This is a genomic window from Streptomyces sp. NPDC104226, assembly GCF_055584085.1.
In genome coordinates this window covers 129171-154071 of sequence record NZ_JBVJMS010000003.1, presented here as the reverse complement: position 1 = coordinate 154071, position 24901 = coordinate 129171, and the positions used below count along the sequence as shown (strand labels likewise).

Below are 24901 nucleotides of genomic sequence, written 5' to 3'. Positions count from 1 at the left end.
GGCCCGGGCGCAGGCCAGGGCCCCGGCAGCCGGCCCGATCAGGCGGTGAAGGGGGCGCCGTCCAGTGTCCAGTGGGCGTCCAGGCCGATGCCCAGCGCGGCGTAGACGTGGGCGGCGACATCGGTGTGCCGGACCGCCTTCGGCGTCACGCCTGCGGCCAGGTCCGGGCCGCAGGCGGCCACCCAGGCGGTCCGCTCCAGCTCGCTGCGTCCCCCGTGGCCGCCTTCGTCACGGTGCCCGTGGTCGGTCACCACGATGACCGTCCACCGTTCCCCGGGGTGGCCCGGGCGGTCGCGCACGGCCTTGAGGAGTCGGCCCAGGCGCTGGTCCGCCGTCTCGATCGACCGGCGGTACTCCTCGCCGCAGCCGAGGAAGTGGGCGGTCTCGTCGACGGCGCCGAGGTAGACGAAGGAGGCGTGGAGCACCTCCCCGGAGCCCAGCACGTGCGCCGCTTCGGCGGTCACGGCCTCGTCCACCTCCTCCCAGGCCTCCGGCGTGTCCGCGCGCGGGGCGATGAAGCTCAGCCGGCTGGGGGCGGTGAAGAGCGGGCCGCCCTGCTGGGCGAGGAACAGGGGGGCCCAGCCGCCGGCCGCGAAGGTGCGCCGCCCGCATTCGAGTGCCAGCCGCGTGGTGAAGTCGGGGAAGACGTCGAGGCGGTTGCCGTCGAGCCGGTTGCCCCACACCCCGTGCTTGGCGACGGTGACGCCGGTGGCGATGGTGGCCCAGCACGGCCCGGACATGGTCGGTGTGGCCTCGTCGATCTCGACGGGGGCGAGGAACCCCGCCTCGGCTATCCCGTCGAGGTGGGGGGTGTCGAGCTGCGGGAGCAGGTCGAGCCGTACGCCGTCGATGCCGACGACCAGAACGTGTTGCGTGTGCATGGCCGGTCCAGGGTGTCCGTGGGTGGGTGCGGGTCTCTGCGCAGCGGCGCGGTGGCCGGTCCGCAGGGTCAGGGGGTGGTGCGGCGCAGCCGGATCAGCCGGCTCGCGTAGTCCCCGGCGGGCAGCGCGAGGTCGATGCCGCGGTGGACCAGGACGGCGCCGCTGTGCACCTGGTCCCGGTCCGGGTCCAGGTAGTGGGCGCCGGTGTCGAGTGCGGGCAGCCTGAGGGGCGCGGGCCGGTGGCCGAACCGGGTCGCGGGCCGCCAGGCGAGCACGGCGTGCTCGCCACCGTCCGCGGCGGCGTAGTGGACGGCCGTCACCCCGCCCGCGCCCTTCAGGCGGTACTGGATCCCGTGCTGGACCAGCGGACGGATCTGCTTGTACTGGGCCACGAGCGCGGCGGCCTCGTCGAGCTCCTCGGCGGACCAGCCCGTCAGGTCCCCGCCGAGGCCGAGCGCCCCGGACATGGCGACGTGGAAACGGAAGCGCAGCGGGGTGCGCCGGCCGGTGGCCGTGTTGGGGCTGTCGGTGACCCACGCGGCCATGATCCGGGCCGGGAAGAGCTGGCTGAAGCCGTCCTGGATCGCGATCCGGTCGACGGGGTCGGTGTTGTCCGAGGTCCACGCCTGGTCGGTGCGGGCCAGGATGCCGAGGTCGGCGCGCCCGCCACCGCCGGCGCACGCCTCGATGCGCAGGCCCGGGTGGTCCGCGCGCAGCCGGTCCATGACCCGGTAGACGGCCCGGGTGTGGTCGATCCACAGCCGGTCGGGATCGGGGTTCCCCTCCCAGCCGGCCTCGGTGAAGGCGCGGTTGGCGTCCCATTTGAGCCAGCCCACCCCGTGGTCGCGTACGAGGCGGTCCAGGGTGCGGTGGGCCCAGGCCTCGACCTCGGGCCGGGCGAAGTTCAGTACGAGCTGATGACGCAGTTCGGTCGCCTCCCGGGTGGGGGAGTGCAGGACCCAGTCCGGATGCGCGCGGTACAACTCGCTGTCGCGGTTGACCATTTCGGGCTCCACCCACAGACCGAAGGTCATGCCGAGGCGGCGGACCTCGTCGGCGAGGGGGCGCAGCCCCTCGGGAAAGGCCTCGGGGCGCGGGGTCCAGTCGCCCAGCCCGGCCCGGTCGTCGCGCCGCGTGCCGAACCAGCCGTCGTCGAGGACGAACAGCTCGGCGCCGAGGCCGGCGGCCAGGTGGGCCAGCTTGATCTGGCCGGCCTGGTCGACGTCGAAGCCGGTGGCCTCCCAGGAGTTGTAGAGGACGGGCCGCTCCCGTTCGGGCTCCGGAAGTACGTGGTCCGCGACGTAGCCGTGCCAGGCCCGGCTGGCCGCGCCGAAGCCGTGCGGGGTGTAGAGCCCGGCGAACACGGGGGTCCGCAGGCTCCCGCCCGGTTCCAGGGTCCACCGCAGCCCCTCGTGGCCGAACCCTCCCGTCCAGGTGGTGCGGCCCACCGCGTCGCGGTGCAACGTGATGCGCCAACTGCCGCTCCAGGCAAGGGCGGTGCTCCACACCTCGCCCCGCTCCTCGGTCGCGGCGCCGTCGTCGAGGGCGAGCCAGGGGCTGGCGTGGTGGCCGGTGAGCCCGCGGCGGCTGGTCAGGACGGTCTCGGCGACGGGGAGCCGGTCGCGATGCAGCTGGAACTCGCTGTTCCAACCGCCCGTGAGGTGGCTGAGCCGGTAGTCGGCGAGCGTCGGGGCCGTCCAGGAGGCGGAGTCCAGCCGGTCGACGGTGACCGGCCCGGCCTCGGCCCCGACACCGACCGCAGCCGCGGCTCCGGTGTGCGTGAGCTCCACCCAGCGTTCTACGACGTCGCTGCCCGGCCGGACGCGGTAGCAGAGCTCCGCGCGCAGGGGGTAGCGGCGGTCCGCGAGGAGCAGCCGCAGTTCGCCGCCGTCGACGCGGTGTCCGGCGAACTCCCACTGTGCGCCGACGGTTCCGTCGGCGAAGCGGACCTGGAGGCCCGCCGGGCCGAACCGCGCCCCGGTCTGCGGGGCCAGCTCGTCGGCCGCGGCCCCGGCTTCGAAGCTGCTCGCGGCGGGCGAGGTGGCCTCCGGCAGCAGGGTCAGGGCGGCGGTGTCGAGCGGTGCGCCCCAATGCACGTGCCGCGGGCTGCCGTCGGGCCCCGTGCGCAGGGCGTACACGCTGTTCGGAGTGCGGAGCACGGCGATGCCGGAAGCGGGATCGAAGGTGACGGGCGGGAGCGCGGCAGGCACGAAGGGGTCCCCTGAGGTCGAAGGCCCTTATCCGGGCCAGGAGTTGGCCAGAGGCTAGGGCGGACCCCGGGTCGAAATCAATACTGGACGAAGTTATTTATTTGCTCTACGTTGCACCCGTGTTTCGAAACCACTCCCAGTCACCGCTGGTCAGCGCACCGGCCGAAACGGCGGTCCTCGCCCTGCTCCTGGCCGAGGGCCCCCTCAGCCGGGTGGAGCTCGCGCGCCGCACCGGACTCTCCTCGACGGCCATCACCAAGGCCGCGCGGCCGCTCATCGACGACGGGTACCTGTACGAACTCCCGCCCGAGCGCACCGCTCCCGGGGCCGGCCGTCCGGTCAACCCGCTGGCCGTCACCCCGGACCGGGAGTTCTTCGTCGGAGTGAAGATCAGCGACGACCGGCTGTTCGGCGTGGTGTGCGACCTGCGTGCCCGGGTCCGGGCCACGGCCGAACGGACCCTCGACAGTCATGAACCCGCCTCGGTCGCCGGACTGTTGACCGACCTGGTCGACGAACTGCTCGACACGGACACCGCGTTCCGGGACCGCACCCGGCACCTCGGCATCGCGGTCTCGGGCGACGTGGACCGCGGCGGCGGCCGGGTCCGCTTCTCCGGCCGTCTCGGCTGGCGCGACGTACCGCTCGCCGAGACGCTGGCCGCCGCCACCGGTCTGACGGTCACCGTGGAGAACGACGTCAAAGCACTCACCATTGCCGAGCACTGGTTCGGGGAGGGGGTCGGCACCGGCTACTTCGCGCTGGTCACGATCGGCGCGGGGATCGGCTCGGCGCTCGTCGTCAACGGAGAGCTGGTGACCGGTGCCTACGGAGTGGCCGGGGAGATGGGGCACATCCCCGTCGACCCGGCCGGTCCGCGCTGCCGCTGCGGCGCGGTCGGCTGCGTCGAGGCCATCGCCTCGACCGGCGCGATCCTCGAGGCGGTCCGCCGCGGGACCGGAGCGGCCGACCTCGGCTTCGACCGGGCCGTGGAACTGGCCCGCGACGGGGACCCCGTGGCCCGCGAGGCCTTCGCCCGGGCGGGCCGCGCGATCGGCGTCGGCATCGCCGCCCTGGTCAACCTCGTGGGTCCGGAACGCGTCGTGGTCAGCGGCGAAGGAGCCGGTACCTACGACCTGTTCGGACAGCACATCAAGGACGCCTACGCGGCACACGCCTTCGGGGCCGCGGTCAGGTGCCCGCTGTCCCTGCGCCCGCTCCCCTGGGAGGAGTGGGCCCGTGGAGCCGCCGCGGTGGCGGTCCAGGCGCTGTTCCCGCCGAGCGCGGCCGCCCCGGCACTGCCGTAACGCCGCAGCACTCCCGTAACGCCGCACCACTCCCGTAACGCCGCACCACTCCCGTACCACCGCACCACGCGTACCGCACCCGGCCCACCCGGCCGGTGCCCCTCACTGCCGGCAAGCACTGATGGAGGGCACCGACCGGGCCGGACACACCCACATCCCGCCTACCCTCACGGAAGGATGCGACATGAGCGCGCACAGGACCGAGCTTAGCCGACGGCGTTTTCTCGGCGGATCACTGATGATCGTCGCCGGAGCGGTGGCGGCCACCGCCTGCTCCACCGACCCGAACGCCGGCGCCTCCGCCGACGCGAAGACCACCCTGAACGTCTGGTTCCACGCGTACGGCGAGGCCGGCACGCAGCAGGCCGCACTGCGCTACGCGACCGCCTTCACCAAGGCCCACCCGGACATCGCCGTCAAGGTCACCTGGGTTCCCGGCGACTACTCCGCCAAGCTCAACGCGACCCTGCTCACCGACGCGGCCCCGGACGTCTTCGAGATCGGCGACTTCAGCGAGAGCCTGGCCCGCCGGGGCCAGATAGCCGCCCTCGACGAGCTCTACGGCAGCGACAGGTCGGACTTCAACGACAACGCGATCGCCGGTGTGGGCGTCGACGGCAAGCTCTACGGCGTCAAGATGATCGACGACGTCATGATGCTGTACTTCCGCAAGAGCGTGCTGTCCCAGGCCGGCATCACCCCGCCCACCACCTTCGACGAGCTCGTCGCGGCGGCCAAGGCCCTCACCACCAAGTCCGGCAAGGGCCTGTTCCTCGGCAACGACGGCCTCGGAGACAGCCCGATCCTCGCCGTCCGCTCGAACGGCGGCGACCTGGTGACCGACGGCACGGTGGCCTTCGGCTCACCGCAGGCACTGGAGGCACTGACCGGCCTGCGGCGCCTGCACGAGGACAAGTCCCTCCTCCTCGGCTTCACCACCGACTGGTGGGATCCGTCCGCCCTCGTCCAGGGCGTCGTTCCGATGCAGTGGTGCGGCCTGTGGGCCATGCCCGCCGTCAAGACCGCGCTGGGCGAGGACTTCGGCGTCCTGCCGTGGCCCGCCCACAAGGCCGGGGGCAGCCCCGTCGTGCGCGTCGGGGGCTGGACCAGCTGCGTCAACGCCAAGAGCAAGCACGTGGACGCCGCGAAGAAGTTCGTCCAGTGGCTGTGGATCCAGCAGGCGGACCTGCAGAAGGACTGGGCCGAGAGCTACGGGTTCCACGTCCCGCCCCGCAAGTCCGTGGCGGCGGGTGCCGCGAAGCTCACCGGCGGAGCCGCCAAGGAGGCCGTGGAACTGGCCGCCAAGTACGGCAAGTCCAACCCGGGCACCTGGGACACCGCGGTCAGCTCCGCGTTCTCGGCCGCCGCCGCGAAGATCACCGGCGGGCAGGGGGACCCCGCGGAGGTCCTGGCGGACGCGGTGCGCCAGGCCCAGGGCGCCATCGACAAGCAGCGCGGCTGATGCTCTCCGCACCGCACACCACGGGGCCGTCCGGGCGGCCGGGACCGTCCCGGCAGCCCGTGGCCGGGGCGGCCCGCACGGGTCGCCCCCGCACGGGCCGCCCCGGCGCCGGTCGTCCCCGCACGGGTCGTCCCCGGGCCGGCCGCTCCGCATGGACCGCCTTCGCGCTGCTCACCGCTCCGCTGCTGATCGGACTCGGCGTCTTCAAGTACGTGGCCATCGGCTGGAGTTTCCTGCTCAGCCTCAGCGACGCGCGCGGGACCATCGCTCCCAGCCGGTGGGTGGGGCTGGACAACTACCGGACCCTGCTCTCCGACGGCGCGTTCCGCGGCTCCCTGACCCAGATCCTGCTGTTCACCGCCTTCATCGTGCCGGTCACCTTCGCCGCCTCCCTCGGGCTCGCCCTGCTGGTCCACCGGATCCGGCGGGGGCGGGCGGCGCTGCGCACCGTCTTCCTCATCCCGGCGGCCGTGTCCTACGTCGCCGCCTCGCTGCTGTGGAAGATGTGCCTGTTCAACGGGCTCCCGGCCGGCATCGCCAACACCCTGGGCGGCTGGTTCGGCATGGACCCGGTCCCCTGGCTGCAGACCACCTCGCCACCGCTGTACTGGATCGTGCTGGTCACCCTCCGGCTCTGGCTCCAGGTCGGCTTCTACATGGTGCTCTTCCTCGCCGGACTCCAGAGCATCCCCCACGACCTCTACGAGGCCGCCGCCCTCGACGGCGCGACCGGCCTGCGGCTGCTGCGCAGGATCACGCTGCCGATGCTGCGCGGTACCTCCGTCGCCGTGCTCATGCTGCTCTTCATCGCCGCCTTCCAGGCCTTCGACGAGTTCTACAACCTCTTCAACAGCGGTCTCTCGGGCACCGGTTCGGCCCCCGTCCAGACCCCGCTGGGCTACCTGTACAACACCGCGATGGGCAGCCAGGACTACGGACTCGGATCGGCCGGAGCCTTCGTGCTCACCGCGCTCATCGTCGGGGTGACCCTGATCCAGGGGCGCCTCACCGGATTCGGCAGGAGCGAGGGGTGAACCGCCCGTGACGACCGGAGCGAGACTGTCCGGAGCGCTGGGCCTCTGCGTGCGCGGACTGCTGGTGGGCCTGCTGACGACGGCCTTCCTGACGCCCTTCTACCTGATGCTGCGCGGCTCCCTGATGGACGCCCGGGGCATCACGTCGCCGCACTGGACCTGGTGGCCGTCGACGATGCACTTCGAGAACTTCTCCGCACTCTTCGACGACCCGACCCTGTCCATGGGCCGGGCGCTGGCGAACTCCACCGTGATCGCCCTCGTCACGGCCCCCGTCTCCACGCTCCTGGCCTCCGCCGCCGGCTACGCCTTCGCCCGGATCCCGGTACCGGGACGCGGCGTCCTGCTCGGTCTGGTGGTCGCCACCCTGATGATCCCCGGATCGGTGACCTTCGTACCGACCTTCGTCGTGGTCGGCTCACTGGGCGGCGTGAACACGCTGTGGGGCATCATCGTGCCCGGCCTGTTCAACCCCTTCGCCGTCCTCCTCTTCCGCAACTTCTACCTCCAGCTCCCGGCCGAGATCGAGGAAGCCGGACGGCTGGACGGACTCGGCTGGATCGGCCTCTACCGCCGGATCGCCCTGCCCAACTCGGGGGCGATGCTCGCCTCGCTCGGCGCGCTGGCGTTCATCGACAGCTGGAACTCCTTCCTGTGGCCCCTGGTCATCGGACAGGACCCGTCGGCCTGGACGGCCCAGATCGCCTTGTCGACGTTCCTCACCTCGCAGACCATCAACCTGCCCGGCCTGTTCGCCGGAGCCGTCGTGACGATCGTTCCCCTGGTCGTCATGTTCCTGGTCGCCCAGCGGTACATCGTCGCGGGCATCGCCACCAGCGGCCTCAAGGGCTGAGCGCCACCAGCACGACACGCAACCGCAACCGCAACCGCAACCTCAACCGCACGGAACATCCTCCCTCTCCGAAGGATCCAACGTGACAGGCACACCACTGCTCCGACGCGCGGCATCGGCACTCGCCGTGCTGTCCGCGCTGCTCCTCGGCACCACGACCGCGGCCGGCGCGACGGCCACCGCACCCGACACGGCCGGCGCCCCGGCGGCGCCCACCGTCCTCACCGGTCCCGAACTGGCCGCCTCCTGGACCGCACCGCTCAGCACCCGGGGCCGCTGGATCGTCGACGCCGCGGGGAACCGCTTCAAGCTCAGGGCCGGCAACTGGGCCGGCGCCCAAGGGACATGGACCGGCAGCGGGGACGCCAACGATCCCGCCAGCCACATGCACGGCATACACGCCCACGACATGCCCCTGGGCCTGGACCGGGCACCCATGTCCGCGATCCTGGCCGACTTCCACGGCCTGGGCCTCAACAGCATCCGGCTGCCGTTCTCCAACGCCCTCGTCCACGACACCAGGCCCGTCCCGGACGCCGCCGTCGCCGCCAACCCGCAGCTGAGGGGCAAGACCCCGCTCCAGGTCCTCGACGCGGTCGTCGCGGCGCTCACCGCCGACGGGTTCGCCGTCATCCTCAACAACCACACCACCACCTCCCGCTTCTGCTGCGGCCTCGACGGCAACGAGCGCTGGAACAGCAGCCAGAGCACCCAGCAGTGGGTCGACGACTGGGTGTTCATGGTGAACCGCTACAAGGCGGACAAGCGGGTGGTGGGCGCGGACCTGCGCAACGAGATACGCCGCGACACCTGGGACGACCCCAACTGGGGCTGGTACGACAACCACGACGCCTACGCCGCCTTCGAGGAGGCCGGGAACCGGATCCTGCGGGCCGCCCCCGACATGCTGGTCGTCATGGAGGGCATCAACTGGTACGGCATCCCGCTCGCCGGACTTCCGCACGGGCGGCCCATGCTGACGCCGGTGGCCAACCTCTCCCACACGCTCATCGAATCGGGCAAGCTCGTCTACGCCGCCCACTTCTACGCCTACACCGGCCCGGCCAACACCGGCGCCGGAAGCGGCCCCGGCTCCACCAACGACCCGCGCTACCAGGACTTCACCCCCGAGCAGCTCGCCCAAGTGGTCAACTCCCAGGCCCTGTTCGTCACTCAGGAAGGGCAGCACTTCACCGCCCCGGTGTGGATCAGCGAGTTCGGAGCCGGCGGCCGCGGATCGAACGACCCCAAGGAACAGACCTGGCTGCACCGCTTCACCGACATCCTCGTGGCCAACGACACCGACTTCGCCATCTGGCCGCTCGTCGGCTGGACCGACGCGGCCGGCGCCCCGATGGACAACTGGGCCCTGCTGTCCTACTCGGCCACCGGTGTCCGCCAGGGCATCCGCGACGGCGGTGACTGGCGCGCCGACGACTGGAACCGGCTGGTCTCCACCCCCGGCCGCACCGGCCCGGTGGCCCCGGTCAGCCGCTGGAACATGCTCGACCTCGACCACGCCGACTACGACGTCTCCGCCACCATGCTCGCCAAGCCCGACTGGTCCCCGGGCAACCGCAAGGGCAACTGCCCCGACACCCAGCGGCTGACCGGCCTCGGCCGCAGCAGCAGCCGGGGCCTGTGCACCGACGCCGGCGGCCCGGCCAAGGCCACCGGGTCCTGGACCACGGTCACGGACGAGCGGTACGTCACCGGGGGCGACTGGGCATCCGGCTACAACAAGCTCCAGTGCCCCGCACAGACCTTCGCCGTCGGCTACAGCGTCCGCAACAACGCCATGTCCGCCCTGCTGTGCGCCCCCGCCGCCGCCTCCCTGCCCGGCACGGGCCGCACGCTCTGGTTCGACCACGGGGACAACCGACCCGCCACCGGCGGCTCGAACGCCAGCGACTGGGCACCCGGCAACTACAAGGGCCAGTGCGCCGACACCGAGTACCTCGCGGGCGTCGCCTACACCTGGAAGTGGAACCACGGCGGCGTCCCGGACGCCCTGCTGTGCCGCCCGCTGAACTGACCCGTCCCCTTCCCCCTCCCCAGGAGCGCACGGCATGCCCCGACTGGAGATCGCCGCAGACGGCTTCCGTCTCGACGACCGGCCGTTCCGCATCGTCTCCGGTGCACTGCACTACTTCCGCGTCCATCCGGAGCAATGGGCCGACCGGCTCCACAAGGCACGCCTGCTGGGCCTCAACACGGTCGAGACCTACGTCCCGTGGAACCTGCACGCCCCGCGGCGCAGGGAGTTCCGGCTCGAAGGGGGTCTCGACCTGCCCCGGTTCCTCGACCTCGCCGCCGCCGAAGGCCTGTACGTCCTGCTACGCCCGGGCCCGTACATCTGCGCGGAATGGGAGGGGGGCGGCCTGCCCCCGTGGCTGCTCGCCGAGGAGGGCATCGCCCTGCGCAGCCGCGATCCGCGCTTCCTGCGGGCCGTGGACGAGTACCTCGGCGTGCTCCTGCCGCCCCTGCTGTCCCGGCTGGGCAGCCGGGGCGGCCCGGTGCTCGCCGTCCAGCTCGAGAACGAGTACGGGGCCTACGGCCAGGACCCCGGCTACCTCGCCGAACTGGCGGGTCTGCTGCGCCGGCACGGCGTGGACGTCCCCCTGTTCACCTGCGACCAGCCCTCGGACCTGGCCCGCGGCAGCCTCGAAGGAGTACTGAGCACCGTCAACCTCGGCAGCAAGGTCGAGGCCGGGCTCACGGAGCTGCGCGCGCACCTCCCCGAAGGACCCCTGATGTGCTCGGAGTTCTGGATCGGCTGGTTCGACCGCTGGGGCGGGCCCCATACCGTGCGCGGCGCCGAGGACGCCGCGGCCGACCTGGACCGGCTGCTCGCCGCCGGCGCCTCCGTGAACGTCTACATGTTCCACGGCGGAACGAACTTCGGCTTCACCAACGGCGCGAACGACAAGGGCACGTACCGGCCCACGGTCACCTCGTACGACTACGACGCGCTCCTGGACGAGGCCGGAGACCCCACCCCCAAGTACGCGGCCTTCCGCGAGGTCCTCGCGAAGTACGGCCCCGTCCCCGACGGGCCGGTGCCCGCCCCCGGCCCGAAGATCGACTGCGGGACGGTCGAACTCACCCACTCAGCAGCCTTGTTGGAGCATGCGGAGCTCCTCGGCGGGCCGGTGGAGGGCGACCGGCCGCTCACGATGGAGCAACTCGGCCAGGACTTCGGCTTCGTGCTGTACGAGACCCGGCTGGCGGCCCGCGGCCCGGCCGTGCTCTCCGTCGAGGACGTGCGCGACCGCGCACAGGTCTTCGTGGACGGACAGCCCGTCGGCGTACTCGAACGCGAGAACCACGAGCACGCCCTCGCCTTCACCGTCCCCCGTCCCGGAGCCCGGCTGTCCGTACTCGTCGAGAACCAGGGAAGGGTCAACTACGGGCCGGGCATCCACGACCGGAAGGGACTGCTCGGCCGGGTCCTCGTGGGCGGCCTGACCCCGGAACGGTGGACCAGCCGGGCCCTGCCCCTGGACGACCCCGCCGACCTCGCCGGCCTGCCCTACGGCGCCTCCGATCCGGCGGCGCCGCCGGTGGGCCCCGCCTTCCACCGCGGGTACGCCGACATCCCGGAGCCGGCCGACGGCTTCCTCGCCCTCCCGGGCTGGACCAAGGGCAGCGTCTGGATCAACGGCTTCGCCCTGGGCCGGTACTGGTCCCGCGGCGCACAGGCCACCCTGTACGTCCCCGCCCCGGTGCTCCGGGCGGGCCGCAACGAGATCACCGTCCTCGAACTGCACGCCTCGGCCACCCGCACGGTGGAGCTGCGCGACCGCCCCGACCTGGGGGCCACCGAGGAATGACCCGAAGGGCCCCGCCCGGACAGTCCGGACGGGGCCCCTCGGCCCGTACGCGTGCTACCGCGCGCTACCAGAGGACGGGCAGCCGCTCCGGGATGCGCTTCATGAAGCGGGTGCGCCAGACGAGCTGGTCGACCGGCACGGCGAGCTGGAGACGGGGCATCTTCTCCAGGAGCGTCTCGATGGCGATCTCGGCGTGCCGCTTGCCGAGGGCGGTGGCGGGGCAGTAGTGCGGTCCGCCGCCGAAGGAGAGGTGGGTGCCCGCGTTCTCCCGGTCGATGTCGACGACGTGGGGGTCGCTGTACACGGACGCGTCGGTGTTGGCGCCCTCGACCAGCACGAGGAGGAGCTCCCCCTTCTTCACCTCGACGTCCCCGAGGGTGACGTCCTCGAGGGCGAGACGGGGCAGGCCGTCGGCGATCGAGAGGTTGACCCGCAGGAGTTCGTCCACGGCGGCCGGGATCTTCTCCGGGGCCTTCCGCAGCTGCTCCCACACGTCCGGGTTCTGGAGCAGCGAGAAGATCGCCATCGTCAGGAAGCCCATGGTGGAGATGACGCCGGCGCCGAAGAAGGTCACCCCGACCGTGGCGAGCATCTCGTCCGTGAGGTGGGCGTACTGGGGGTCCTTGCGCAGGGCTGCCAGCTCCGCGACGAGCCCGGTGGTGGCCGGGTCGTCCAGGCGCTCGACCATGTAGGCCATGTCCCGGTCCCAGTTGAGCTTGGCACCGGTGACGGGGCAGGCCGAGTTCATGAACGCGATGTCGAGGCTGGACGCCAGACGGGGGGCGTCGGCCTGCGGGATGCCGAGGATGCGGCAGTGCAGGTTCTCGGCGTACGGGTTGGTGAACTGGGCGCGCAGGTCGACCGGGGCCCCGTGGGCGAGGAGCCCGTCGACGAGGGCGGCGGCTTCGGCGCGCATCCAGTCGGTGAGGCCGTCGGTCTTCGGGTTGATCGCCTTGAGGACGGCCTTGCGCAGGCCGGCTCCGGTGATGTTGCCCATGTTGTTGACGACCTCGGGCGGGATCGTCAGCGCGTACTGGCGGGGCGCCCCGGGGGCCGAGGTGTCCTTCAGGCTGAATCTGGGATCCTCCAGGACCTGCTTGCACAGTTCATAGGAGGAGACGAGCCAGGCTTCGTCGCCGGCGATCGTCCGGACCCGCTTGACCGGCTGGTCGCGCAGCTCCTCGACCTCGCGGGGGAGCTGGTCGCCGCGAGCGGAGAAGGGGAAGTCGAGAAGGGTCTCAGTGGACATCGGATGCTCCTTCGGCGGGGGTGATGACGGCATGGCCCTGGTTGCGGGACGCGCGCAGGCCGGAGCCGCGCGAGTAGAGCAGTTCCGCCATCGGCAGGAGCTGGTGGTAGCAGTTCAGGGAGGACGGCACCCCGAGGATCGCGGGGGTGTCCAGGAAGAGCGGCGCCTCGGCGCACACGTACTGCAGGCAGACCTCGCGCTGTCGGGTGGTGGCGGACTTCCCGCCGAGCACCTTGGAGGAGAGGAACGAGTCGACCAGGGAGTTGCAGGTCTCGAGGAACTCCGGGTCGGCGTCGAGCAGGTTGTACAGGTGAGTGTGGAGACTCACGTACGCGGGTATCTCGGTGAGGGCCGACATCGGGCGTGCGCGCAGGCGCTCACCACTGGGGTCGGCCTCGGCCGCGGCGTTGTTGACCTTCGCGCGGACGCCCCGCAGGTTCTTGACCGCCTTGCGCCGGGCTTCGTCGGCGTCGTAGCCGAGGGCCTCGTACATGTCGGCGACGTGGAGGTCGGTGTAGATGATGTCGACCTGCGCGAAGTTGCGCATGCCCCACTGGGCGAGGTCGAGAACGCGCTGGGCGGAGAAGTAGCTGTTTCCGGGCGAGATGCCGATGACGGCGTGATCGCCTTCATCGGTGATCACCTGGCAGTGCGGGGTGTACGGCCGGACTGTGAAGACTTCGGTCAGTGTCGTCAACAGGAGTCGGGTCCTTCGCGCCGCAAGTCCCGTGGGGCCCTGTGCCCCGGGTGTGGCGGCGTCGTGACGGAAAGCTACCGGAACCGTGCCCACCGGCCTATGCCCACCGGCGAGTAACTCACTTGGTGGACACCACCGTTGCCCCAGGCTACGAGCCTGACTCCGCCGGTCGACCCGCCGAGGCGCCCGAAACGCCGGGTACGCACCCCGGTACGGGGGGTCACCGTCCGCCCTCCGGCGCGGACCCGGGGGTTCGGCCCCGCCAGGAAGGGCGCCTGCGACCACGTGGCGAAGTTGTCGAATACGGCCGCCGGCCGGAGCCCTTCGTTGTGCGCCCGAAAGGCGCCCGTTATCGTAGATATGTGCGTTCCGCCCAGATCGCCTGGTCATCGCCCGGTGGGGGACAGCCGTAGTCCGGCAGAGGAACGGGATCACATGGCCGATCAGAGCTTCCACCTCGCGGTGCCGGTCGCAGGCGTCACGTTGGCCCTCCTGGCAGCCCTCGGTCCCGGCGCGGCGAGCGCCGCCCCACCGCCCGCCGACACCACCCGCGTCACCGGGCCCGGCACGGCCGCTGCCTCGCGGTTCGTGCCCGGTCCCTGCCCCGAGCCGGCCGAACCGATCGAAGCGCTGGCCACCGCACGGTGCGGCGTCCTCGAAGTCCCCGAGAACCGGGACCGTCCCGACGGCCGGACCATCGGGCTGGCCGTGGCGGTCATCCCGGCCGTCACGGCGAAACCCGCCCCGGACCCCGTGGTGTTCATGGCGGGCGGACCCGGCGGCGAGACCTTCGACGACATCCCCTTCCTGGTCTCCTCCGGCCTGAACCGGGACCGCGACCTGGTCGTCATGGCCCAGCGCGGCAACCTCTACGACGAGCCCAACCTCGCCTGCCCCGAACTGGACCGCTTCTACGCCAAGGCCGTCGGCCTGCCCTCGTACGCGCCGCAGACGGAAAAGCTCATGGCCGACGCGGTGAAACAGTGCAGGGACCGCCTGACGGCCGACGGGACCGACCTGAGCGCCTACAACAGCACCGAGAACGCAGCCGACTTCGCCGACCTGCGCACCGCACTGGGCTTCAAGCAGTGGAACGTCTACGGCCACTCCTACGGAAGCAACCTGGCCCTGACCTACCTGCGCCTGCACCCCCGGGGAATCCGCGCGGTGGCGCTCGACTCGGCCGCCCCCGCGCCGTACGTCTCCCTGCCGTTCGCCTGGGCCAACGCCCGGGAGGGACTGGACAACCTGTACAAGGCCTGCGCGGCCGAACCCCGCTGCAAGGCCCGGTACCCGGACCTCGAACGCACCCTGGACGAGCAGGTGCGGAAGCTCGAGGCGAACCCGCTGACGCTGAACGTCAGCCCGCCGCAAGGCGGAGACCCGGTGAAGGTCGTCCTGGACGGCGGCGCGCTGGTGAACCTGCTGGTCGCCAAGGCGATTCCGTTCGCCGACTCCCCGGCCGCGATCGACGAGCTCAGCCGGGGAAACCCCGAGCGCCTCGCCAAGGCCCGGGCCGCCGGTGCGGTCGCGGTGGAAGGCCAGACCGCACACGGTCTGACCCAGTCGGTGGTGTGCAGCGAATGGCTGCCGGGCCACTCGACGTCCGACGTGCTGAAGGCGGGCCGCGAAGCGTTCCCCGCATGGCCCGAACAGGTCCAGGCGCAGGCGCCCCAACTGCCCTTCCAGGACGCGCTGTGCCGGATCTGGAACGTCCAGGACCGCACGGCCGACGTGCGGGTGCCCACCGTCAGTTCGGTGCCGGTCCTCTTCGTCAACGGGACGTTCGACATGAAGACCGGGGCGAGCTGGGCCCCCAAGACCGCCCGCACCCTGTCCCGCGCGACCACCGTGCAAGTGCCCGGGATCGGACACTGGGTGGTCCCGCAATCGCCCTGCGCCCAGAAGGTGCTGGCATCCTTCCTCGCCGATCCGAACGCACCCGACACCGGCTGCGTGGCGGGGCTGAGGTGGGAACCGTTCACGATCACCCCGAAATGACGGGGAGGAATGATGGCACGGTCACACGCAGGACGCCTGCGCACCGGACCGGCCGCGGCGGCGACCGGGGTGCTGCTCGCCGGTCTGTTCGCGGCGCCGGTGAGTGCGCAGGAGGAGACGCCTTCGCCGACCGGTACGGTCGCCCGCACCGTGGGTGATGCGACGTACACGCCGGGGCCCTGCCCCAGGACGGCTGATCCGGTCGCCGAGCTCGAAGGAGCCCGCTGCGGCACGCTCACCGTGCCGGAGAACCGTACGAAGCCGGACAGCCCGAAGATCACCCTCGGGGTCGCGATCGTGGCGGCCGAAGCGGCCGAACCGAAACCCGATCCGATCGTGTGGCTCGCCGGCGGGCCCGGCGACGACGCGGTCGGCGAGGCGAAGATGGCGATCGGCGGCGGGCTGAACCGCGACCGCGACGTGATCTTCATGTCCCAGCGCGGCACGTACTCGGCCGACCCGGCACTCACCTGCCGAAACGTCGACGAGTTCAACGCGCGCGCGACCGGTCTCGTCTACGACGCGCCGTCCACCGAACGCGAGCACGTCGCGGCCACCAAGGCCTGCCGCGACGCACTGGCGGCGAGCGGGGCCGACCTCGCCGCCTACAACGACATCGAGAGCGCCGCGGACTACGCCGACCTGCGCACCGCGCTGGGTCTAGAGGAATGGAACCTGTTCGGCATCTCCTACGGCACCCAGCTGGCACTCGTCACCATGCGCCTGCACCCCGAGGGAATCCGGTCGGTCGGCATCGACGGCATCCTGCCGCCGTCCACCGGAGGTTCGGCCGTGACCTGGAGCGCCGCCAAACAGGGCTTCGACGGCGTGTTCAAGGCCTGCGCGGAGCAGCCGGACTGCAACCGCCGCTATCCGAACCTGTCCGCCACCTTCGAACGGCTCGTCCGTGAACTCGAAGCCGAGCCGGTCACCACCACCGTCACGCTCCCCGACAGCGGCAAGCAGGTCAAAGTCACCCTGGACGGCGGAACCCTGGTCAACTGGATGACCGCCGCCACCCATGTGGCGGAGCAGGTGCCCGCGGCCCTCGACGAACTGGACAACGGCAAGCCCCAGCGCATCGCCGAGCAGTGGGCGGGCGGCAAGTACAGCCCCCAGGCCATCGGCCGGCTGTCCCACGGACTCGTCTACGGCGTCTTCTGCAGCGAGTGGACCCCGTACGAGACCCAGGCCGAAGCGCTCGCCGCAGGCAAGAAGACCTACCCGTCGTTCCCCGAATCGGTACAGGCCCAGGCCCCGCTGCTCACGTTCCTGCGTCCCGACTGCGACGCCTGGAACGTCCCCGCGGCGCCCGCCTCCATCCGGGACGTCACCGAGAGCGACATCCCCACCCTCGCCATCTCCGGCGGGTTCGACGCCCAGACCGCGGCGTCCAACGGAGCGTACGTGGCGCGCACCCTGCCCAACGCCACCGTCGTCACGATCCCCTACGTGGCCCACGTGGTCTTCGCCGCGTCGCAGTGCGCGCAGACCATCACCGTCTCCTTCTTCGACGACCCCAAGGCGCTGGACACCGCATGCCTGAAGGACCTCAAGGCCCCGACCTTCGAGATCCTCCCTGCCGCGAGCTGACTCCCCCTGGAAGCAGCTGACCGCGGATGCGAATCGTTGTAGGCTCCGCAGACCGCCCTTGACCTGCGTGAAGCAGGCAGGGAGCAGACACATCGGGAGTTTCGCATGCTTCGCACCATGTTCAAGTCCAAGATCCACCGGGCCACCGTCACCCAGGCCGACCTGCACTACGTCGGGTCCGTGACCATCGACGCCGATCTCCTCGACGCGGCTGACCTGCTGCCCGGCGAGCTCGTGCACATCGTCGACATCACCAACGGGGCGCGGCTGGAGACGTACGTCATCAAGGGCGAGCGCGGCTCGGGGGTCATCGGGATCAACGGGGCCGCCGCGCACCTCGTGCACCCCGGAGACCTGGTCATCCTCATCAGCTACGGGCAGATGGAAGACGCCGAGGCGCGCGCGTTCGAGCCGCGTGTCGTCCACGTCGACGGCGACAACCGCATCATCGAGCTGGGTGTGGATCCCTCCGCCCCGGTTCCGGGCACGGACCAGGAGCGCAGCCCCCACGCGGTGGCTGTCTGAGGAGAGTGGGGACCATGGCGCAGACCGGGCCGAGTGAACCGATCAAGATCGTGGACGACCGTGCGGCCGGGCGGCTGCAGGCCGTCGAGGACGGGGCGGTGGTCGGACACATCGCCTACTTCGTGCTCGCCGAGGACCCGCACGCCCTCGTGGCGGTCCACACCGTCGTCGAGCCGGGGCACGAGGGACGGGGGATCGCCGGGAACCTGGTGAAGGCCTTCTACGGGATCGCGGCCGACGAGGGCGTCCCCGTCGTCCCGCTCTGCCCGTATGCCGCCGCATGGGCCGCCAAACACCCCGAGCAGGCGCCCGAGGCGCCCGCCGGGGTGGTGGCCGCCGCCAAGGCGCAGCTCGCCTCGGACGCCGACCTGTGGTGACGCAACCGGTATAGCCCGGTGGGCGCGGCGGCCGGGATCGGGGGAGGCTGGAGGTATGACACAGCCTCCCGTGCCCGACCCGGTCCCGGTGCCGAATCCGTTCCCGGATCCGGGGCCGCTGCCCCGGCCCGAGCCGCCCACACCCGCTCCGGTGCCCGAACCCGACCCCGTACCGCCGCCGCCCGGCCCCGCGCCCCAGCCCCCGCCGGAGCCGCTGAGCTGAGGCGGGGCCGCCGGGCCGTGCGCCTCAGGCCGTACGGACTTCGGAGCGGTCTCCGCTCCACAGCGTGTGGTACGAGCCCTCCCGGTCGGTGCGCCGGTAGGTGTGCGCTCCGAAGAAGTCGCGCTGGCCCTGGGTCAGGGCGGCCGGGAGCCGCTCCGAGCGCAGGGCGTCGTAGTACGCCAGCGAGGCCGCGAAGGCCGGTACGGGGATGCCCTGGCGGACCGCCGCCACCAGCACCTCGCGCCAGTCCTCCTGAGCGGCGCCGATCTCGTCGGCGAAGCCGGCGTCCGCCAGCAGGCTCGGCAGCTCCGGCCGGGCGTCGTACGCGGCCCGGATCCGGTCCAGGAACGCGGCGCGGATGATGCAGCCGCCGCGCCACAGCGAGGCCACGGCGCCCGGGTCCACGCCCCAGCCGTACTCCTCGCTGCCGGCCTGGATCTGGTGGAAGCCCTGCGTGTAGGAGACGATCTTCGAGGCGTACAGGGCCTGCTCCACCCGGGCCGCGAAGGCGTCCGCCGCCGCGCCGGACAGCGGGGCGGCCTGCGGCCCCGCAAGACCCCGCGCGGCCGTGCGCAGTTCGCCGTGGCCCGATACCGCGCGGGCGAAGACCGCCTCGGCGATCCCGGAGACCGGCACGCCCAGGTCGAGGGCGATCTGCACGGTCCAGCGGCCGGTGCCCTTCTGCTCGGCGGCGTCGGTGACCACGTCCACGAACGGCAGGCCGGTGGCGGCGTCCGTGTGCGCGAGCACCTCGGCGGTGATCTCGATCAGGTACGAGTCCAGCCGGCCCTTGTTCCAGGCGCGGAAGGTCTCGGCGATCTTCGCGGGGGAGTAGCCGGCCACCTCGCGCAGCAGGTGGTAGGCCTCCGCGATCAGCTGCATGTCGGCGTACTCGATGCCGTTGTGCACCATCTTCACGAAGTGGCCGGCGCCGTCGGGGCCCACGTGCGAGGTGCAGGGGGTGCCGTCGGCGGCCTTGGCGGAGATCTTCTCCAGCAGCGGGCCGAGCGAGGCGTACGACTCCTCGGATCCGCCGGGCATGATGCTGGGGCCGAGCAGCGCGCCCTCCTCGCCGCCCGAGATGCCGACGCCCACGAAGTGCAGGCCCTGCTCGCGCAGCTCCTTCTCGCGGCGGCGGGTGTCCTCGAAGTGGGCGTTCCCGCCGTCGATGATCACGTCGCCCGGCTCCAGCAGCGGAGCGAACTCGCGGATCACCGCGTCGGTCGGCTCGCCGGCCTTCACCATGATGATCAGACGGCGCGGGCGCTCCAGCGCGTCCACGAACTCCTTCGCGCTCCCGGCGGCCACGAAGGAGCCCTCGTGTCCGAACTCCTCCACGAGCGCCGTGGTCTTGGCGGTGGTGCGGTTGTGGACGGCGACGGTGAACCCGTTGCGGGCGAAGTTGCGGGCGAGGTTGCTGCCCATCACCGCGAGTCCGGTGACTCCGATCTGGGCCGTGCTGCTGGTCATGTGCGTGCGCTCCTGAGTGCGTCGGCAATGCATTCGATGTGCGGAGGAATGCAGGAACACCGACGCTACCCCGACGGAGATCCTTACCGGTGTCCTACATTCGGCGGGAAATCAACTTCCGCTCGGATGCGTTGTGTTGTGCGCCTTGTCATGCCCCGGTCGTGGCGCTACGTTGCGGGGTTCCTGATGTCTTCGATGGGGGCTCCCATGGGTGTACGGGGCCGGCACCGCCGGTATCAGCCGAGCAGCATCAACCGCGCCTCGCTCGTCGTCACCGCGGGCGGAGCCGGGATCGCGCTGCCGCTGATCGGGGCAGGAGCGGCACACGCCGCCTCCGTGGACACCTGGAACAAGGTCGCCGCCTGCGAATCCACGAGCAACTGGCACATCAACACCGGCAACGGCTACTACGGCGGACTCCAGTTCAGCCAGAGCACCTGGCGCGCCTTCGGCGGAACCGCGTACGCCGCCCGCGCCGACCTGGCCACCAAGGAACAGCAGATCGCCGTCGCCGAGAAGGTGCTGAAGGGGCAGGGACCGCAGGCCTGGCCGGTGTGCGGGAAGCAGGCCGGACTCAGCCGCAGCGGCCCCGCGCCCGCCCTCGGGGCCCAGGGCAAGGCGACGGTCCCCGCGAAGGCGGCTCCGAAGGCCGTGGCGCCGGCCGCTCCCCAGGCGGCTCCGAAAGCCGCCGCCCAGAGCACGGCGCCGCGCCCGACCGGGACGTCCGTCCTGCCCAACCCCTACGTCGTCGCCCCCGGGGACTCGCTGTCGGCGATCGCCACCGAGCAGCACGTCGAGGGCGGCTGGCAGTCCCTGTACGAGACCAACCGGGCCGTCGTCGGCGGCGATCCGGACCTGATCTTCCCCGGACAGCGGCTCACCCTGCGCGTCACCGCCGCCCCTGCCGCGCCGCCCGCGCCGAATCCGGAGAAGCCGCCGCGCACGGCCGAACCCGTGAAGCCCGTGGCGCCGGCGAAGCCCGCCGAGCAGGCCGGTGCGAAACCGGCCGAAAAGCCGGCCGAGAAGCCCGCGGAAAAGCCGCAGGCCCCCTCCGGAGCCTTCAGCGCCCCGGTCGACGCGCGCCTGGGCACCGCCTACCACGTGGCGGGCTCGTCCTGGTCGAGCGGCTACCACACGGGCATCGACTTCCCGGTGGCCACCGGGACCACCGTCAAGGCCGTCAGCAACGGGCAGGTCGTCTCAGCGGGCTGGGCCGGTGCGTACGGGTACCAGGTCGTCATCCGTCACACCGACGGCCGGTACTCCCAGTACGCGCACCTCTCGGCGCTCTCGGTCAAAGCCGGCGCGGCGGTCACCGGCGGACAGCGGATCGGCCGTTCCGGCTCGACGGGCAACGTGACCGGGCCGCACCTTCACTTCGAGATGCGTACGGGACCCGGCTACGGCTCCGACATCGACCCGCTCAAATACCTGCGGGCCCACGGAGTCGCCATCTGACGCCGGGGCCGCGGCGGAAACCGGGGTCCCGGCCACGGCCGGAGCCGCAGCCGGCGCCGCGGTGGGCGCGACAGCCGGCGCCGGTACCGACGGGACGGGCGCGCGCCCGTCCCGGTCCCGGGGCGCGAGGGTGAGCAGGACGAGCCCGGTCGCTGCCGCCGCCGCGCTCACCAGCGCCGCGGCGACACCGGCCGCCCCGTAGCGGAAGCCCTCGTCGAACAGCGCGATGCCGACCGCCGCCGCGACCACCGGGTTGGCCACCGTCACGGTGGCCAGCGGGGCGGTCAGCCCGGCACCGCGGTAGGCCGCCTGCGACAGCAGGAGTCCCGCGGCGGCCAGCCCGGCGATCGCGGTCAGCTCCGGCCACAGGCCGACCAGCGCGTCCGGGGCGAAGCTCTCCGCCACCGACTTCGTGAACACCGAGCCCATCCCGAAGGCGGCCCCGGCCGCCGTGGCCAGCAGCACGCTGTGCAGGGTGACCCGGCGCACCCGGCGCGCGGCCAGGAACAGCACGGACACCAGGGCCCCGGTCGCCGCCAGGAGCAGGCTCTGCTCCCCGCCCGAGAGGGACTGCTCGGCCCGCCCGCCCCCGCCCGTCAGGGCCAGCAGCCCGGCCAGCCCGGCCGTGGCCAGGACGGCCCCGCGCCAAGCCGCGGCCCCCGCCCGCCGCCGTACGAACACGGCCGCCATCGGGAGCGCGAAGACGATGGTGAGTGCCCCGAGCGGCTGCACCAGGCTCAGCGGCCCGTACGCGAGCGCCACCACGTGCAGCAGGGCTCCGAGGCCGTTCAGCGCGATCGCGGCGTACCACGCGGGCCGGCGCACCGGGGCGTAGGACGTGCCCGTCGCGCCGGCCGCGACCCGTTCCTGGACGATCGCACCGGCCGCATACGCCACGGCGGACACCAGGCACAGCAGGACCGAAAACGCTAGGGCACTCATAAAAGTCACAATGCCCGAGTCCCGAGAGCTATTCCTCCCCCTGAAGACGGGGACGTGTACGTCCTGGGGCGTACTCCCAACGCAGTAGCCGTGAGCGCGGCAGCGCGTTTGTCTTCCCGCCCCGGGGATCCGTACACTAGCCCTTTTGGGGACTTCCGCAGCCGGCGGACGCGGACGACTGATCAAGGAACGACAGCGGTATGACGGTGACCGAAGACAGCCAGGAGCAGGGCCACGCCTTCGGGCCCGGCATCGACCCCGACCGCCTGGCCCTCTGCCTCAGCGTGCTCGACGAGCTCGACAAGCTCGACGTCGACCACCCCGACGCGATCACCGTGCGCCGAGCCACCGCCGGTCTGTACCGCACGGTCAAGCAGCGCCGCCGCCAGGACCGCCGCGCCGCCAAGACCGCCAACGACAAGGCCGTCACCGAGGCGACCGCGACGGGCTCCGCCGAGCGCATCGACGACGAGACCGAGGGCCTGCTGCCCTCCTCGGTCACGGAGGCCGGCCGGATCGCCGGAATACTCCAGCGCCCGCGCTCCTGCTACGTCTGCAAGACGCGCTACGTCGAGGTCGACTACTTCTACCACCAGCTCTGCCAGGCCTGCGCCACCGTGAACCGGGCCAAGCGGGAGGCCCGCGCCGACCTCACCGGCAAGCGCGCGCTGCTCACCGGCGGCCGGGCCAAGATCGGCATGTACATCGCGCTGCGGCTGCTGCGCGACGGCGCGCACACCACGATCACCACCCGCTTCCCCAAGGACGCCATCCGCCGCTTCAAGGCGATGGAGGACTCGGCGGAGTGGATGCACCGCCTGGAGGTCGTCGGCATCGACCTGCGCGACCCGGCCCAGTCCGTGGCCCTCGCCGAGCAGGTGGCCGCGGCCGGCCCGCTCGACATCCTGATCAACAACGCGACGCAGACCGTGCGCCGCCTGCCCAGTGCCTACGCGGCGCTGGTCGAGGGGGAGAGCGCCCCGCTGCCGGCGGGCGAGCTCCCGGCCCACCACGTCATCGGAGCCTTCAACTCCGGCGCGGTCGACGGTCTGGCGGCGCTGCCCATCGGCGTGAGCGGGCTCGAGGCGCAGAAGGTCGCCGACCTCGCACTGGTCGCGGGCAACGCCAGCCTGGAGCGGCACCTCGCCGGCACCGCCATCGACGCGGGCGGCCTGCTGCCCGACGTCGTCGAGAGCAACACGTGGGTGCAGACCATCGACCAGATCTCCCCGGTGGAGCTGCTCGAAACCCAGCTGTGCAACTACACGTCGCCGTTCATCCTGATCAGCGCGCTCCGGCCGGCCATGGCCGAGGCCGCCCGCAAGGCGTCGGGCGGACGGGCGTACGTCGTGAACGTCTCGGCGATGGAGGGCGTCTTCAGCCGCGGCTACAAGGGTGCGGGGCACCCGAACACCAATGCCGCCAAGGCTGCGATGAACATGGTGACCCGGACCAGCGGCCAGGAGATGTTCCAGTCCGACCGGATCCTGATGACCTCGGTCGACACCGGCTGGATCACGGACGAGCGCCCGCACTTCGACAAGCTGCGCCTCGCCGAGGAGGGCTTCCACGCCCCCCTCGACCTGGTCGACGGCGCGGCCCGGGTCTACGACCCGATCGTCCGCGGCGAGCTCGGCGAGGACCTGTACGGGGTCTTCCTCAAGGACTACGCACCCGCCAACTGGTAGGCCGCACGGCGTCGGGTCGCCCGCGTCAACGGAGCGCCCCCGGTCCCTCACTCAGGAGGGACCGGGGGCGCTGTCGTGTTTTCGGACGGTTCGCGCGGTTCAGGCGGTTCGGGTGGTTCACGCGGTGCGGCCGTAGGCCCCCGCCGCCACCAGTTCCAGCACCGGGCGCCAGTCCTCCAGCACGCCCGCGTCCAGGCCCGGGGACCGGCCCGCTTCGGCCGCGTGGCCCAGGGACTCCGCGTCGGGGTCCGGCCCGGGGGCCGGGGCGCCGGGCCTGTGGAGCCGTAGGAGCCGGGCCACCCGCTCGCCGAGCAGGGGGCGGATCGTCTCCGCGGGGTGGTCGATCAGCAGCCCCGCGACCTGCAGTTCCTTGTCGAAGGGGTGCGAGCGGCGCAGCAGCGCGGCGACCCGCAGGCCGTGGCCGTCGCCGTGCCCGACCCGCAGCAGGTCCATCAGTTCGCCGACGCTTCCGACGACCACCGGCACCTCGGACTCCGCCACTGTCGTTCCTTCCGTCGCCCGACCGCGTATCACCCGTATGGCGCCGTCGAGCAGATCAGTCGTACGCGACGCGCCGACGTGCGAGGTGATGAACTCGTGGCGAAAACAAGCTGTCCGGAGTGGATTTTACTATTCCATCGAGCGGGGGTGCGCTCATATGTGTACTCTGATCGCCATGAGAGCCCCACACGGGCCCTCGCTCCACCAAGGCGCCACCGCGTCCGGAAACCTTCCCTTCCCGCACCGGCGCGCGGTTCGCCCGCCGGGTTACGCGACACAAAGGAGTGCGCGGTGACACCAGAACTGACGACGACGGAGCAGGCACCGAGGGAACGAACGGGGTCGCGCAGCAGCAAGCGCCCCGAGACGCTCGGCAACCTGGAGGTCTGGGCCCGGTCCGCTCCCATCCGCCTCGCCGGCTACGAGGACGACCTCGCCGAGCCGCACATCCTTCCCGGCATCGACTAGACCCGTACGGTGCGGTCCGCCGCCCGCCGCCCCGGTGACGAACCGGGACGGCGGGCGGCGGCGCGCGGGCCCCGGAGTTCCCGGGACCGGTACGCCGTGGGCGTCATCGCTGTGGGCGATCAAGGGTTC

General features: G+C 71.9%; 19 protein-coding genes and 1 pseudogene. 13 read left to right on the top strand and 7 right to left on the bottom strand.

What is annotated here, in order from left to right:
• Positions 1–38: 38 nt before the first annotated feature.
• A complete protein-coding gene (locus tag ACZ60J_RS10620) occupies positions 39–881 on the bottom strand; it encodes an alkaline phosphatase family protein (RefSeq protein WP_469680559.1) in 843 nt (280 codons plus the stop codon).
• A gap of 68 nt (positions 882–949) precedes the next feature.
• Entirely contained in the window at positions 950–3091 is a 2142-nt protein-coding gene (locus ACZ60J_RS10615) for an alpha-galactosidase (protein ID WP_469680557.1), read from the bottom strand.
• A 119-nt stretch (positions 3092–3210) separates the two neighbouring features.
• On the opposite strand from ACZ60J_RS10615, the gene ACZ60J_RS10610 reads away from it, so the two are divergent.
• The 6 genes from ACZ60J_RS10610 (at position 3211) to ACZ60J_RS10585 (ending at position 11580) form a co-directional block, all read left to right on the top strand.
• A complete protein-coding gene (locus ACZ60J_RS10610) occupies positions 3211–4398 on the top strand; it encodes an ROK family protein (protein ID WP_469680555.1) in 1188 nt (395 codons plus the stop codon).
• A 238-nt stretch (positions 4399–4636) separates the two neighbouring features.
• Complete coding sequence (locus ACZ60J_RS10605; protein WP_469680553.1) at positions 4637–5860, top strand: ABC transporter substrate-binding protein; 1224 nt, start codon at positions 4637–4639, stop codon at positions 5858–5860.
• Entirely contained in the window at positions 5860–6894 is a 1035-nt protein-coding gene (locus ACZ60J_RS10600; protein WP_469680551.1) for a carbohydrate ABC transporter permease, read from the top strand. Before ACZ60J_RS10605 ends, ACZ60J_RS10600 begins: the two co-directional genes overlap by 1 nt.
• Positions 6895–6901: 7 nt before the next feature.
• Positions 6902–7747, top strand: coding sequence for a carbohydrate ABC transporter permease (locus tag ACZ60J_RS10595; RefSeq protein WP_469680550.1), 846 nt, complete (start codon positions 6902–6904; stop codon positions 7745–7747).
• A gap of 82 nt (positions 7748–7829) precedes the next feature.
• Positions 7830–9782 (top strand): glycoside hydrolase family 5 protein, encoded by a 1953-nt coding sequence (locus tag ACZ60J_RS10590; RefSeq protein ID WP_469680548.1) that lies wholly within the window; start codon positions 7830–7832, stop codon positions 9780–9782.
• Positions 9783–9816: 34 nt separating this feature from the next.
• Positions 9817–11580, top strand: a complete 1764-nt coding sequence (locus tag ACZ60J_RS10585) for a glycoside hydrolase family 35 protein (RefSeq protein WP_469680546.1) — start codon at positions 9817–9819, stop codon at positions 11578–11580.
• Between the two features lie 64 nt (positions 11581–11644).
• On the opposite strand, the gene ACZ60J_RS10580 is transcribed toward ACZ60J_RS10585, so the two are convergent.
• Complete coding sequence (locus tag ACZ60J_RS10580; RefSeq protein ID WP_469680544.1) at positions 11645–12829, bottom strand: cytochrome P450; 1185 nt, start codon at positions 12827–12829, stop codon at positions 11645–11647.
• Complete coding sequence (locus ACZ60J_RS10575; RefSeq protein ID WP_469680542.1) at positions 12819–13526, bottom strand: cyclodityrosine synthase; 708 nt, start codon at positions 13524–13526, stop codon at positions 12819–12821. Before ACZ60J_RS10575 ends, ACZ60J_RS10580 begins: the two co-directional genes overlap by 11 nt.
• A 435-nt stretch (positions 13527–13961) precedes the next feature.
• Between ACZ60J_RS10575 and ACZ60J_RS10570 the strand changes: the two genes are divergently transcribed.
• The 4 genes from ACZ60J_RS10570 to ACZ60J_RS10555 all read left to right on the top strand — a co-directional run bounded on the left by ACZ60J_RS10570 (position 13962) and on the right by ACZ60J_RS10555 (position 18022).
• Positions 13962–15527: an alpha/beta fold hydrolase gene (locus ACZ60J_RS10570; protein WP_469680540.1), complete on the top strand. Its 1566-nt coding sequence runs from the start codon at positions 13962–13964 to the stop codon at positions 15525–15527.
• Between the two features lie 12 nt (positions 15528–15539).
• The gene (locus tag ACZ60J_RS10565) at positions 15540–17120 is read left to right on the top strand and encodes an alpha/beta fold hydrolase (RefSeq protein ID WP_469680538.1); all 1581 of its coding nucleotides are present in this window, start codon (positions 15540–15542) and stop codon (positions 17118–17120) included.
• Positions 17121–17225: 105 nt separating this feature from the next.
• Complete coding sequence (gene panD, locus ACZ60J_RS10560) at positions 17226–17645, top strand: aspartate 1-decarboxylase (RefSeq protein WP_274550606.1); 420 nt, start codon at positions 17226–17228, stop codon at positions 17643–17645.
• A 14-nt stretch (positions 17646–17659) separates the two neighbouring features.
• A complete protein-coding gene (locus ACZ60J_RS10555; protein ID WP_469680537.1) occupies positions 17660–18022 on the top strand; it encodes a GNAT family N-acetyltransferase in 363 nt (120 codons plus the stop codon).
• Between the two features lie 247 nt (positions 18023–18269).
• On the opposite strand, the gene gndA is transcribed toward ACZ60J_RS10555, so the two are convergent.
• Positions 18270–19715: an NADP-dependent phosphogluconate dehydrogenase gene (gene gndA / locus ACZ60J_RS10550; RefSeq protein ID WP_469680535.1), complete on the bottom strand. Its 1446-nt coding sequence runs from the start codon at positions 19713–19715 to the stop codon at positions 18270–18272.
• 207 nt (positions 19716–19922) lie between these two features.
• On the opposite strand from gndA, the gene ACZ60J_RS10545 reads away from it, so the two are divergent.
• The gene (locus tag ACZ60J_RS10545; RefSeq protein WP_469680534.1) at positions 19923–21173 is read left to right on the top strand and encodes a transglycosylase family protein; all 1251 of its coding nucleotides are present in this window, start codon (positions 19923–19925) and stop codon (positions 21171–21173) included.
• A gap of 165 nt (positions 21174–21338) precedes the next feature.
• On the opposite strand, the pseudogene ACZ60J_RS10540 reads toward ACZ60J_RS10545, so the two are convergent.
• Positions 21339–22115 (bottom strand): annotated as a pseudogene (locus tag ACZ60J_RS10540) (DMT family transporter); the annotation flags it as partial.
• A gap of 200 nt (positions 22116–22315) precedes the next feature.
• Between ACZ60J_RS10540 and ACZ60J_RS10535 the strand changes: the two are divergent.
• Positions 22316–23803 (top strand): SDR family NAD(P)-dependent oxidoreductase, encoded by a 1488-nt coding sequence (locus tag ACZ60J_RS10535; protein WP_469680532.1) that lies wholly within the window; start codon positions 22316–22318, stop codon positions 23801–23803.
• A 117-nt stretch (positions 23804–23920) separates the two neighbouring features.
• Here the strand turns inward: ACZ60J_RS10535 and ACZ60J_RS10530 are convergent, their stop codons facing one another.
• Entirely contained in the window at positions 23921–24283 is a 363-nt protein-coding gene (locus tag ACZ60J_RS10530; RefSeq protein WP_469681492.1) for a hypothetical protein, read from the bottom strand.
• Between the two features lie 312 nt (positions 24284–24595).
• Here ACZ60J_RS10530 and ACZ60J_RS10525 point away from each other — a divergent pair, with 312 nt between their 5' ends.
• Positions 24596–24772: a hypothetical protein gene (locus tag ACZ60J_RS10525; protein ID WP_469680531.1), complete on the top strand. Its 177-nt coding sequence runs from the start codon at positions 24596–24598 to the stop codon at positions 24770–24772.
• Positions 24773–24901 lie beyond the last annotated feature (129 nt).